This window comes from Priestia sp. 53B2 (assembly GCF_056099005.1).
The window spans coordinates 21,361-34,440 of record NZ_JBLZXA010000007.1 but is presented as its reverse complement, the minus strand read 5'-3'; the positions used below and the strand labels follow the sequence as shown (position 1 = coordinate 34,440).

Annotated in this window: 11 protein-coding genes; 2 read left to right on the top strand and 9 right to left on the bottom strand. The window is 32.5% G+C overall.

The features are described from left to right. Positions 1-114: 114 nt before the first annotated feature. The 5 genes from ACN6NE_RS03000 to ACN6NE_RS02980 form a co-directional block, all read right to left on the bottom strand. A complete protein-coding gene (locus ACN6NE_RS03000) occupies positions 115-627 on the bottom strand; it encodes a hypothetical protein (RefSeq protein WP_474324452.1) in 513 nt (170 codons plus the stop codon). A gap of 367 nt (positions 628-994) precedes the next feature. Beyond that, the gene (locus ACN6NE_RS02995; protein WP_474324450.1) at positions 995-1,438 is read right to left on the bottom strand and encodes an NAD-dependent epimerase/dehydratase family protein; all 444 of its coding nucleotides are present in this window, start codon (positions 1,436-1,438) and stop codon (positions 995-997) included. 216 nt (positions 1,439-1,654) lie between these two features. After that, the gene (locus tag ACN6NE_RS02990; protein ID WP_474324448.1) at positions 1,655-2,230 is read right to left on the bottom strand and encodes a MerR family transcriptional regulator; all 576 of its coding nucleotides are present in this window, start codon (positions 2,228-2,230) and stop codon (positions 1,655-1,657) included. Between the two features lie 1,065 nt (positions 2,231-3,295). Further along, on the bottom strand, positions 3,296-4,189 hold the full coding sequence (locus ACN6NE_RS02985; protein WP_474324446.1) for a tyrosine-type recombinase/integrase: 894 nt from the start codon (positions 4,187-4,189) through the stop codon (positions 3,296-3,298). A 221-nt stretch (positions 4,190-4,410) separates the two neighbouring features. After that, on the bottom strand, positions 4,411-5,799 hold the full coding sequence (locus tag ACN6NE_RS02980; protein WP_474324444.1) for a replication initiation protein: 1,389 nt from the start codon (positions 5,797-5,799) through the stop codon (positions 4,411-4,413). Between the two features lie 997 nt (positions 5,800-6,796). Between ACN6NE_RS02980 and ACN6NE_RS02975 the strand changes: the two genes are divergently transcribed. Beyond that, complete coding sequence (locus tag ACN6NE_RS02975; RefSeq protein WP_474324442.1) at positions 6,797-7,690, top strand: transcriptional regulator; 894 nt, start codon at positions 6,797-6,799, stop codon at positions 7,688-7,690. A gap of 46 nt (positions 7,691-7,736) precedes the next feature. Here ACN6NE_RS02975 and ACN6NE_RS02970 read toward each other — a convergent pair whose 3' ends face one another. Beyond that, positions 7,737-7,937, bottom strand: a complete 201-nt coding sequence (locus tag ACN6NE_RS02970) for a CotD family spore coat protein (protein WP_474324527.1) — start codon at positions 7,935-7,937, stop codon at positions 7,737-7,739. 404 nt (positions 7,938-8,341) lie between these two features. Next, complete coding sequence (locus tag ACN6NE_RS02965) at positions 8,342-8,857, bottom strand: spore coat protein (RefSeq protein ID WP_474324441.1); 516 nt, start codon at positions 8,855-8,857, stop codon at positions 8,342-8,344. Between the two features lie 1,675 nt (positions 8,858-10,532). Between ACN6NE_RS02965 and ACN6NE_RS02960 the strand changes: the two genes are divergently transcribed. After that, positions 10,533-10,925, top strand: a complete 393-nt coding sequence (locus ACN6NE_RS02960) for a hypothetical protein (RefSeq protein ID WP_474324438.1) — start codon at positions 10,533-10,535, stop codon at positions 10,923-10,925. Between the two features lie 65 nt (positions 10,926-10,990). Here ACN6NE_RS02960 and ACN6NE_RS02955 read toward each other — a convergent pair whose 3' ends face one another. Continuing rightward, positions 10,991-11,698 carry a DUF421 domain-containing protein gene (locus ACN6NE_RS02955; RefSeq protein WP_071277322.1) on the bottom strand — a complete coding sequence of 236 codons (708 nt, stop codon included), beginning with the start codon at positions 11,696-11,698 and terminating at the stop codon, positions 10,991-10,993. A 249-nt stretch (positions 11,699-11,947) separates the two neighbouring features. Next, positions 11,948-12,742: a DUF2935 domain-containing protein gene (locus ACN6NE_RS02950; RefSeq protein WP_098791376.1), complete on the bottom strand. Its 795-nt coding sequence runs from the start codon at positions 12,740-12,742 to the stop codon at positions 11,948-11,950. Positions 12,743-13,080: the final 338 nt, after the last annotated feature.

The window sequence follows — 13,080 nt, the reverse complement described above, 5'->3', positions numbered from 1 at the left end:
CATCTACATCTGTTGGGGGAGATGGATTGGTTATTGATTGAACAAATTGAAAGTTTTCACCAGCTTGTAAAGAATCTTTATTATAATTATTTGCATTTGCGGAAGAAAAAATGACTAACCCAATGGGAGTTGAAGCGGTAATTCCAAGAAGTGAAAAAAGTTTGCAACGGGGAATTGAAAATCTATAAAATAATCAGGGTTTCCACCAAAATTTGATCCATCATTGGTTAGTGTAGCTCGAGCTACATCAAAATTTACAATTGGACGCGAAAAATTTGGAGTTCCACTTCCATCTGTTCCTTCTGCAGGATCATTCCATGAATTATAAACCCGTGTCGTATTTTTAATTAAATTTATAGTATTATCTAGTCCGTTAACATTAGCTAGCCAGTCATAAACTTCAGGATCTCCTGACGTATTAATAAGTACTCCCCAACCATAATTAGCAAATCCGGTTAATTTAGAGTTTCTTGGATCCTCATTAACACGAATTCTAAAATAAACATTTGTTGCATCATATGTGAAAAATGCTGAAGGAAATTGCGTATTACCTACGAGATCAGTGGAGGCAGGAGATTGGTCCCCTATCAATATGGGCTGAAATTGACTGTTTGTGGGAAAGGCCATTGTATTACCTCCTTACATAAATTAACCTTACGTTTTATTAGGCTAACAACTAAGATGTTACAATTTAACTCGACCTAAAGTATTAGTTCCTTGCATGAGCAGGCTTTTGTTTTATATGAACTAATTCTTTAATAGGAGAATGTTCTAGTTTTAAAAAATAATTAGTTTTTAAAGGAAATAAAAATTATTTAAATATGTATAAATAAAAAAACTGACTTCAAAATACAAATTTTTGTAAAATGCAGTCAGGAAATAATTGAGATTATATTTTTATTTGCTAAAGGTGTTATTCTATATAGCCATTAGGGTTGTTCTTCTGCCAGTTCCAGGAGTCATGACACATATCATTGAGATTTTTGGTTGTTTGCTAGTCTAGTATTTCTTTAGCTTTAGTCGCATCAGCATAACATTTATCAATATCTCCAGCTCTTCTGCATGTGAAACTATATGGGCTTTTTCGAGAGGTGATATTTTCGTAACTCTTAATCAGGTCGATTACATTATCTCCAACTCCTGTTCCGAGGTTGAATACATCAATGCCTGTAGTTCGAAGAAGCCTCTCTAAGGCTTTTAAATGCCCTTTAGCCAAATTTACAACATCAATATAATCCCTTACTCCTGTTCCATCATGTGCACTATAGTCTTTGCCAAATACATTAACTTTTTCTCCTTTTCCTATCGCAAATTGGTTAATATAAGGCATTAGATTATTTGGAGTGTCATTAGGATCTTCTCCTATCTTCCTGCTTTCATGCGTTCCGGTTGGATTGAAGTATATTAAATGCTTAATTATATCTTTTTGCTTGGACAAACTAACTACACTTTTAGGACAACTTAATCGTTAACATGGCTGACTTTAATTATAAATTTTCAGTCTATAATATTAACGCCGAAAAAGCTAAGTGAAAATACTACTAGGGACTTTTGGCAAGCACATATTTCTTTATCATAAAAATCAACTATAAAAGCAGCCAGCTCTTTTGTATATTACAGAAGGGCTGGCTGCTTTTATAGTTGAAGGTATGCATTAACCGCCAAAAATCTTGCTCCAGAATCCTTTTGGTTTTGAATCTAGGTTCTCCTGGGCGGCCGCGATAAGTTTTTTTGTATCGCTAATTTCACGTATTGCATTAGTCAATTTCTCATCTCGTTTTTCTAGGTTGTTTTCAATATATTTGTCTTGATGGTCCAGCTTTTCTGTAAGTTTCTTTATAAGACTGCCTTGTTCATCTAATCGTTGAATAAGTGCTAGTTGAAATTGCTCATCTTTTTCAGAGCGATTAAGCAATTCTTGAACTTTCTCTTGAAGGGATTCTACTTTCTTCTCAAGATTTGATTGAACTTCAACTGCTTCTGGCACAATTTCACCTTGAAGCCATTGGTTTATCATCTTATAGCTCCAGTTTTGTTCTTGAATTCTTTTTTTGATTTCAGTTAACAAATCGATGTTTTGTTTGTTATACCTTCTATGCCCCCCTTCTGTTCGTTGAATCTGGAGGTTGAATTCTTTCTCGTATAAGCGAATAAGATCTATACTTAAACCAGTTAGCTTTACTGTGTCTTTCAGCGTGTAAACAATTTCATCTTCACTTTTTTTAGACATTTTTCTAGGATTCTCCTTTCTATATAAAAATCTAGATAGACTTTAAAGTTGATATATCAATGTTAATTGCGATTCTAGAACTTAGTTGTACCAGATATTATTCAAGTTTTATATTTCTAGTAAAATTCTATTAATTACTTTAAATTCCTGTTCTTTTTTGTAGGTTTTTTCTTTTCTTTCACTTAAACTCTTATTCTTCTTTTTCAATTCTAGATGAAATGATGAACTTTGCAAGAGTAAAACGATTTATTTTAATAATAGACAAATTATATATGTAGTTCAAAAATTTAATTTAAGAATCAAAACTTTACTTACATTAATTAATTCTTTATTTTACAAACTTCTCCAAAGAAATGCGTTTGATAACTTAATATGTCCCTTTTACCATTAAAGAATATACATATTCTTTTCTTGAAATTCAAAAAAACTAGACCATCTAAAACCTTGATACAAAAAGGGTTTAGATGAATCTAGAATGTACTTTCTCTAGTTAAAAATCGAGATTTTTGTAAGTATTCTTTCTAAAATAATATCTGCCACGGATCCTTATCATCCTTATTCTGATGCAGGGATTTAATGAAAATTCTCTTTGGTTTGTGCAATCCTTATATAACATCCCCTTACCTTAAAATTAAAATTAACTTTTTCGTAATTTATTTTCAAGATTTTTAAATCTTATAACGATAGCTAGAAATACAGAAAATCCTTGATTATCAAGGGTTTGCACTGAATCTAGAATGTACTTTCTCTAGTATTTAATCAAGAATAATAAATCTAATTACATTCTAGGATAATAGTAAATAAATTTGGTTATTATACTGTTGATGTATGGCTGTTAAGCTAAGGATTTATAATACGTGAGTAAACCAATGTCATAACAATTCACTTTTTAAATAAGTAAATTTCAAAAGTGTGAATCATGAAGTTAAACTAAAGTTAAACTTATATTATTTTCTAGAATTTACTTAACAGGAAGTGAATTTAAGTTTAACTTATGAAAATAAAATTATTGATATAAAAGGATTTTAATAAAAAATAAGTTAAACTTAATAACAGGGAAGTTTTTTATTTTGTTCTTAGATATCGTTTAAATCGATATAAAGCATGGCGGCTAGACAATCCAAAGTAATAAATAATATGTTCGTTGGGATATCCCTCATGAATCTTGTTAAGAATACAGCTGTTTCGGAAGTGAGTAGATCTTACATTTGTTTTTATGCCTGAACGTTTAACTTCTCTTTCAATCATACGTTTTGTGCCAATTACACTAATCCTTTTAGGTTTATCTAAACTGTAATCATACCAATAAACCATTTTTTGAGGATGAAAAGAAATAAATAATGGATCATCTGTATAGTCTTTAGGTCTAAATAGTAAAGGTATTGTTGATAGGTAATTATATATGATTTTCTTGTCATGTTTAGAAAGTTCTAATAAACGATTTGTTTTATTATTGTTAACCATTAATGTATTTTGTCCAAAATTAATGTCTTTTATATTGAGAGATACAACTTCATTAACAGTTAGGCCGTAACGAAGCATAAGGACGAATATAGAATGATTACGAGGCCCTATATATTTGTGTATTTGGGATTGAATATCACTCAGATGTTTATGGCTTATAACAGAATCTAAAAGAAGCAACGTATCAGCTTCAGTTATAAAGTCAGTATCAGTTAATTCACGTTGTTTTTTGGTTGTTCCTTGTAAAAGACCGATATAACCTGTGAGGTTGTAGTATTTTAACAATCCATTCAAATGTGATGCCACACGCCTCAGATTGGCTTCTGATAAGTTTTTTTCTTTTAGATACCTAAAGTATTCATTGTAATATTTTTTATCATCCGGCAAACTTTCTGGAGGTATATTAGGATGATAATGATTTACCCATTCAAAAAAACTCTTTAAATCATGCTTATACATTGAAATTGTGGAAGCTTTCTTTTTAGATTCGTTCAAATGACAAAGGAATTCCTGTAGCAGAATAAACCGATCCAAATAAAACACATCCGTTCTTTGGTAAATTTAATATACTATTATTATAGCAAAAATAGTTGAAACGCTCACTAAATCGAGATACCTTTCACTACATTCGGTATATTAAATTTACCTGCGTATTTAAAAACCACCCAAAAAGCACACCCTTAAAGGTGTGCTTTTTGATTTCTTCTATATTTGATCTAAGTTTTTTTAAAAATCTTACTTTGTAAAAATTCTTTATAGATCTTCTTTAATTCTTTATTTTTAAAATCCTTAACAAGCCTTGGCTCTAGATCTAAGGCTTGACGCTTTTTTAAGTCCTCTTCCATATTCCGAATGACTTCTTGTAAACCTGCTTTTTGAGCTTTTTCAACCTCTTCTTGATTAGGTTCATCTGAGCTTAAGACTAGCATTCTCTTTAATTCTTGAAACTGAAGAAGCTTTTCTTCAAATTCTATTTGAGTTCCAATTTCTTTAAAGAACAATTCTTGTTTGTCTTTTAATGTAGACTCGTTAAAAGTTCGTTGTTTTTCTTTAGCTGCTACCATAAAATCTGGAACTAACTCTTTTTTTGCAGTCTTTTTAGACTGAAGAAACTTTGATTCGTGTGAAAGCTTGGCATAATCTTTTTGAATCGCTTTTACTACGTAGGAATGAGGGTGAGTAACATCTCCAGTAATCAAACGATCTTGTGTGTATCTTATATTTCTTTCTAGGTGTTCTTTTTTAAATTCTGATAAAAGCCACTCTATTTTTTCCGGCTTAACTCCTAAGTCCACTAAATCGTTCTGAACACTGTTTTTATTATCTTCTAACTCTAATGATTGTTGATTTAATTCTAGTTTTTTCTCTTTAGCAGCGCTAGCATCATTCAACGCTGGTGAACCAGTAATTATGAATTCTATGGATGTTACTTTTCTACCGGTTTTTATTTCAACGAATTCAAAGTGGATATCCGTTTTATTATTGATTTCTTTTTGAGCTACTGCTAATACTTTACTTTTAAAATGGCCATACTGTTTATACTTAGTAGGTTCAATTGCTAAAAAGTGACGTAATTCTTCAAGAGTGAGTTCCCTTTTTCGCAGACGCTCATATTGTTTAAGCAGCTCATAAATACGAATAGAATAGACCGAATTGAGTCTCACTACATTTTCTAATTGGTACGATGTGAACTTTTCCTTAAGCTCTAAAAACAGATACTTTAAGCTAGGATGAAACTGTAATGTTATGTACCCTTCGTTTTCTTCATAGATAGACGTAATAACCCAGTTGTAATTTCTTTGCCTGCCTTTTTCTTTTATCGTAAGAATTTTTGTTTGAAGGCCATTCACGATTTCTTTTAAGTAAGAGTAAAAGCCTGTGCCTTTCTTATTTCCTACGATTTCGATAAAGTCTTTAGCTCGAAACCTATAGGTCTTTAATGTTTCATCATTAGGTTGCACTTTAGATGCCATGATTAGAAGAATTCTTTGTTCTTGTAAAGACAATTTATATGTACTCTCAATGAGGATGTTTGATTTGGTTACCCAATTTTTTATATTTATACTTTCCAGATCATATGGTTGAACGACACTCGTTTTCTTCATAAAATCCCCCATATTTTTCTAAACTATCACTAAAATATCATAAAAGTGATACTGTGTAAATTACATGTTGAAGAGCAACTTGTCCTTATAATTTAAATATCACGCAAAATTAGTGATACTTCATGAAGGTTTTAAACTCTGAAAATCTTATATATTCTTAATTTATTACGCTCAGTCTGCATTTCAATGCGCAAAATTGGTGATACTTGAAGCATGTCTACATTTCAAACGCAAAATTAGTGATAGTTTAAGCATTTCTATATTGTCCACGCAAAATTGGTGATACTTAAGCCATAATTGCATTTCAAACGCAAAATTAGTGATAGTTCGCGCAAAATTAGTGATAGTTTTACGCAAAATTAGTGATAGTTTTACGCAAAATTAGTGATAGTTCGCGCAAAATTAGTGATAGTTCGCGCAAAATTAGTGATAGTTTAAGCTGATAAACGCTGTAATATCAGTATCTATAGACGTTCTAAAACAATAAAACAATAAAACAAATATATAAAACAATATATAAAACAGTAAAACAACTATAAGAGAGTAGTTGTTTTTTCACTTTACAGCTTTATAACTTTTAAGGTTAATAATTAAGTAAACAGATACATTTGTAGTGAGGTTTTAGAATATTAGCAGTATATCCAAACGAAGTAATTTTTAACCATAGGTAAAATACAGAGATTTTATGAGGAGATTATGAATTCTTATTGAATTATAAGATTAATAGACGGTATAATAGAGTCACCAAAACAGTGCGGAATATAAAAAGACTCCAACGTGTGCAAGTGGTGCGCCAACACCCTTACACCGTTAACCCTAAAGTGCTAGGGAAAACACCTGTCGAAGTCCTAATACATAAATTTAGTTACGCCTTTATTTTATCGGATAATTAGATTTATTTCAAGGGCGTAGTCTGTCAAAAAATCCGACATCGTTTTCCTTTTTTTTTCTGGGATGCGATGTCTTTTTTTGTTCCTGAAAAGGAGAGGATAGACTAATGTCTACTACGCGTATGCTTACGACAGAAGAATTTGATTATATGAAAAATTATCATAGTTACATAGAAAACCGTTCTCAACATCAATCAATGAAACGGAAATTACTTAAAGAAATTATCAATCTTTACGGAGAGAAATTTTATCGTCTTCATGAAGGAACTAGAAAAGCTTTAGACCGGCTTTGTTGGTTTGCTGCAGAAAAAGGATTTTGCTTCCCGGGTAGTACATACTTAGGTAAAACATATGAAAAGTCAAAAGGAACAATTGATCGTCATTTAAAAGAACTGCGAAAACAAGGACAAATTGTTACTGTATATCGTCGCTGCCCTCGTAACAACGGAAAGGGAAATCCTGTGCACTTATTTGTGAATCACCCTTATTTTAACCATTGGGTTAAGTATTTACAGCTTGATTTAGAGGCTGATGTTGAAGCAGATGTTAAAACAGAAAATGCTCAAATCGCTTGGGAGAGTAAGAGTAAAGAGACAAAAAAACATTCTACCTATAATTTATCTTTAAAAGCTTTAAATAAATACATACGTAATGAGATTAATTTAAAACTCTCGTCGGATTACGTACCATCTTTTATTCCAACAGCTTTTCAAGACACTGTAAGCCCTTTTTTTTCTTATGCAGATGATACATATGAATTATGGGGGAAAGTCCGTTTAGCTTATAAAATGAGTGGTCTTGACAAGCCTTTAGAAGATCTAGAACTCATTGCTGTCCAAGCATTTAAAGAGACGGTTTTTGCTTACAAGAGAAAGAGAATAAAGAACACTTTTGTAGCTTATTTTTTTGGAACGCTTCGAGGATTATTTGCAGTTGAACGTAGAAGAGAAGTTCAGCGAAATTCTAATAGTGCGCTCTTTTACAATTTTTTAGAAACATAATTCTTTTCTTCTGATATATCTGTATAGAATAGCTGCTAGTCGAAGGTTAACTTATTAGAATGATTTTAATAGAGCCGTTTTTATGTGTTTCTTGACATACAACAAATGCTGCATGTGGGAATGAGTACATATATTTATAATTTTTTTGATAAACGTTTGTAGTATGACTAGGACGTACAAATGGCACAAATACATCTTGACCAGTAAAAGATGTATTTTGTTTAACGGATTCACACTGAGCAGATATTGTTTGAGGAGGCAGTTAGTTGCAAGGCATAGGCTGCAGCTAACCACAATGACCGTGATGTAAAGGACGATAAGGATAGTTATTTCTCATGATAAAGATCTTCTTTCTGTTAAATAGAATCTTGCTAATGTATGACAAATACCTAAAAAAGACCCTAATTTCTCAGGGTCTTCCTGACTAAGGGGAAAAGAAACAAGTATCCTTAGTAACATGCTATGATATTCATACTATATTTGTTAGAAGAATAAAAGCTGTAAGGTGAAGCAAACTCCTGAAAAAGTCATTAGGGTTCCATTACTTAGGATGAACTTACAGAAAAAATATTGATATACTCCAATGGTTTTTCTGTTTTTAATCTGTATATAATATACATTTTTGGTTAACATAATGCATTTATGAAAAGTTTAATAAGGCATATTTAATGCATTTTTTGCATTTTTAACATCGTTCATACGAAGCTTAGTGAGGTCATAAGCTGGATAGTAATCTCTTCGATACATATAAGTAAAGACTTTATAGTGTAAGTTAATAGCTTTTTGTAAATGACGATTAAATATCTCATGTAGAGATGGAGTAGCTGTTTCTGTAATAGCCGTAGCATAAGAACGAACAGAAGTTTTTGTAAAACCTAATAAACTCCCGGAGAAAAAAGCTGATTCGTCATTTCTCATTTCATAATGTTCTTCAGTAGGATACGGACCATACTCATAAAATGATAGTAATTCATTAAGGTTCCCCTGTATTCCCTCGACAGCTTCTAAATACAAGTTCTTTAGTTCTCCATCTTTAACTTTTCTTATTGCTTTTTTAAATTGAATTAGGCTATTAGTTTGGAAGGCAACCAGCTCGTGTAATTCGAGTGTTTCGTGCCAAGCTAATTGCTGATGGTTTCGTCCATCACTATAAGAGTAATAATTCATATGCACACTCCTTTCATGTTATGAATTACTATACTCATGGATGGTGATATTGGATAATTGTCCATAAGAATAAGAAATTATATCTTGAACAAACTACTCAAGACACTGTGAGACATCACACCAAATTTTCTATTCTAAACAGGGAAAACCTACTGTACAGTGAACTGCACCCCAATTGTTAGAAAAAAACTAATAATTGGAGGTATGGACTTATCAAGAGTTACTGGACACTAAGTTAAGCCATTATGATAAATAAGCTTTTTTGTATTCAATAGGGGAAAGATAATGCAGAGAAGAATGCATTCTTTTGGTATTGTATAGAGCTCTATATATTTAAATACTTCTTTTCGAGCTTGTTTCTGTATATTTTCAACGCACGTCAAAAAATAAAAGAAGAAGTATCTTAAAAAAGTTGAATACACTATCTATGACAGAAGCTGTTTAATAGTTTCAAAATCTACATCAAGAAACCTCACAAAAACTAATACATAATAGAATATCAAAAGAGAAAAGCCACTGATATACCCCAGTGGCCTTTCTCTTTATTAAGCTGTATATCTTATACATGTTTAGTTACCATAATGAAAATTATAGATAATCATAAAGGAAATCTTGCGCTTCTATTTGTATACTTCCACTATATTAATTAAAGTTAACTAATTTTTTTATAATATCAACGTTTGTCCAAGCAACTGTAATTAATTTTAATATCATGAATTATAATCCATCCTATCTGTAAGAACAAAAAAGCTACTAGCCAATAAGTGCCAGTAGCTTTTTCTGTTTTGGGCTGTATATCATATACAATTTTAGTTAAGTCGGGTAAGCGAGGGGCATCACTGCCCCTGACTCCCCTAAGAACCGTACGTGAGCCTTTCAACTCATACGGCTCAAGCCTCCCATTGCAGGTCCATTTGCTGTCGTATCCTCATCACACACCATAATGGTAAGTAAAACATACGCCGACGCTCCGAGTGGAGATATACATAACAGTACGTTTCTTTCGTCAGAAGATAGCCACAACCTTATGTTCCTACGAGAGATCAACGAGAAGTAGGCTCCCTTTCGGGCCTATCATAGGATTGTCCGTAAGGACGATAGTATCCGTCCAGTTATACAGTTTCCTGCTTTCCTGTTCCCTTTCGAGACAACGGCATTCGCTTTCTCTCGTATCCTTTACCCTCTGTCACATCGTCTGATCTTACGATCTCCCTACTGTATATACAGATGACAAAGGGCTTACCAAGTTCCGCATCTTATAGATACGACGAGGTTAGGTGGGTTCTTTACTCCGGGCAAGATACGGGACGCGTCACAGCAGCATTATGAATCTGCTTTTCCTCTTACCAATACCCAGGCAAATCTGTGCACTATCCCGAGCTAAAATTTACGAAGCTTACAAACCTTCACTAATGTTCACCATACTCATCTTCCCCTAGCAGTGTTCCGAGTCGTGCACTGACTCTCTGTTTCCGCATTTCCGCATGCAACCCACGAGCCCGTTATCAGACCCGCAGTTTTGGACGGGGATAGTTTTTGCGTCTAAACCAGTGGCGTAAGCCACACTATATAAAAGCGACTTCTTGTCGCACCATAATGGATTTTATCAGAAATCAAAATTAAACATAATATATAGATAAATATAATAGAACTCCACTAACGGAGGTGAAAATAAATGGTAACAAAAAAAGATGACAAATATACAGAAAACGAAGAACTGAAATTAAAATTTGAAAATGTAATTGCAACAGGAGTTTGGATTAAAACGATTGGCCAAATTATTGAAACCATTGGGGTATCAAATTTATTTTTAATAAATGAAGATCCATCATCTGGTGATGAAAAGGTGGTATCTGCCGTTTGGATTGAAACGATTGGCCAATTTTTACAGACTATAGGAGTCTCACACCAAATTTCAGCAATAAATGAACAGGTAACATTCAAAGCTCAAGAACTTGAAATAATAGGGGTTTCTCTTAAATCTTTTGCTCATGCTTTAGAAGCTATAGGTGGAATTGAAATACTACAAGAGGAGAAACAAACAGATATAATGGACTTTATACCTTAAAACATTTGTATCTGTTTGTTAATTTTCTTGAAAGGTAGTTAACACATACACATGAGGCTGCATAATTACTTATATAAAAATACGTTTATCTTGTCATTATTATCATCCAGAGTTGCTAATAAAATATTCTTTACATCTAAACTATGTACCGTTCTAATCTGATTTTTTACCCAATCTTCATCTTTACCAGTCTGTTTTAATTCCTCAAGATCAATCTTCCCATCTTTAATAATTGTTATAGGAAAAGAGAATGACTTGGTCATTAGCTTCATATCTTTAGGAGTTAGTGTTTGATACTGAGATTCTAAAAAAAACGAGATAGTACCATCTGATTCCCATAATGCTAGAGCAACTTGTTTAATATCATGTATTTGTTTTTTCCTTAATTCTGTTAGTAAAACATCAATAGGTATCCTAGCTTTAGTTAGACCTTTATAAAATATTTCTCCATTTTTTATAAGAGGAAAAGGCGAAGGATCAACAAATTTTGTGAATTTTAACCACTTAAGACTCAAAAATACCATGATAAGATATAAAATAACTAATACACCTATCGTTATCATAGAACCTTTCATTCCTAAATGTTGATCTGACAAAGGATGAGCAATAATATTTCCTATTGATAAAGCCATTATAAAATCAAGTAACCTTAACTGAGATAGTGATCGCTGTCCCATTATTTTAGTAACAAGGAGTAAAAAGAAAAAAGAAACAACTGCTCTTAGAATCCATTGAATTGCAGTAAGTGATTCTTGATTATAAAAAAAATCCAATATATCCACATCCTAAATGTAAGTCGAAAACCTCAAAATTAGTATCAACTATTAGCTATTAATTATTGACATAAAAATATCTATCTTATACAAATGAGTAATTTCTAATAATTTGGGCAAACTACACAAGACGCCGTGAGGCATTGACTACTTTCAAATCTTTATACGTTTCTCTAAACAGAAAAACCTACTGATCTCTGTCCAGTAGGTTTTTTCTTTTTAATAAGCCTTTAATTTAAATATAAAGTGTTAATCTTGGTTTCTTAGGCTAGCCTCAAACATATCAATAATATGAAGAAACCTCTCAGCCTCTCGAAAAGTGTGATCTGCTAGAAGTGGATGGATAATACTTTTAATTCTGCATTCCTCAATTAATTCTCTGGCAGTTTTCTTGAAATCCCGAAGTGATGCAACTGAAACACGGTTTTCATCAAGAAATTGATCTAGGAGAGGGACAGTTTGAGACTGGGGTTTCATAGATTCCAAATCTCTTGCTTGAAAAACTAATTGATCAAAATCATTGCTGAAGTTTCTAGCCATATCTACAAGTTTTCTTTCTGATGGATCGAGAAGATGACCTATAAACTTGGCATGATCGGCCATAATTCTTAAAAAGAATACATTTTCTTTAATAATAGCGTCAGCAAGTGGTTTCAATTTCCCTTCGTTTAATTCAATTAGGCGTTTTCTAAAATAATTAGCTTCTCTACTAATGTGATCAACCAAGAGAGGAAAGTTATTTGCTCCATGCATTTTACCGTTCAAAATTAAGCCTAGAATTTTTCTTTTAAAAGCGAATATACCAGTAGCAGCTTGTTGGACCTCTGAATTAAACATTTTCATTTGCTCAGGGTCTGTTTGATTAGTAAATGAGTGAGCCCTATGTTCTATTTGTTCAAACAAATGATAAAATTGATTTGCTTCCTGAATTAATTGAGTATCTTCACATCTAAAACCCAGTCTAAGAAATAAAGAATGTTCTTTCATAATCCTTGACCAAAAACGAATTTCATCTAAGGATCTCTCTACAAATCCATCAATCATTATTACTCCCCCTACTATTGAAAATTAAATCCATTGTCATATATATTATTCAGATTTACGATTAGACATGCGTAAACCCCTGAATATGAATAATCAGAAGTATTTTGAGCAAACTACACAAGACGCCGTGAGGCATCTGCGAAAATCCTTACTGCAATAGAGCAGAAAAAACTACTGATCCCTGATGAGCCGTAGTAGTTTTTTCTCTTTTTAAATTGTATAACGTATACAGCTTTAGTTAAGTCGGGTAAGCGAGGGGCATCACTGCCCCTGACTCCCCTAAGAACCGTACGTGAGCCTTTCAACTCATACGGCTCAAGCCTCCCATTGCAGGTCCA

Coding starts and splice junctions, on each gene's coding strand:
- ACN6NE_RS03000 (WP_474324452.1), bottom strand. CDS start 627: ATGGCCTTTCCCACAAACAGTCAATTTCAGCCCATATTGATAGGGGAC.
- ACN6NE_RS02975 (WP_474324442.1), top strand. CDS start 6,797: ATGTCTACTACGCGTATGCTTACGACAGAAGAATTTGATTATATGAAA.
- ACN6NE_RS02990 (WP_474324448.1), bottom strand. CDS start 2,230: ATGTCTAAAAAAAGTGAAGATGAAATTGTTTACACGCTGAAAGACACA.
- ACN6NE_RS02965 (WP_474324441.1), bottom strand. CDS start 8,857: ATGAATTATTACTCTTATAGTGATGGACGAAACCATCAGCAATTAGCT.
- ACN6NE_RS02960 (WP_474324438.1), top strand. CDS start 10,533: ATGGTAACAAAAAAAGATGACAAATATACAGAAAACGAAGAACTGAAA.
- ACN6NE_RS02980 (WP_474324444.1), bottom strand. CDS start 5,799: ATGAAGAAAACGAGTGTCGTTCAACCATATGATCTGGAAAGTATAAAT.
- ACN6NE_RS02950 (WP_098791376.1), bottom strand. CDS start 12,742: ATGATTGATGGATTTGTAGAGAGATCCTTAGATGAAATTCGTTTTTGG.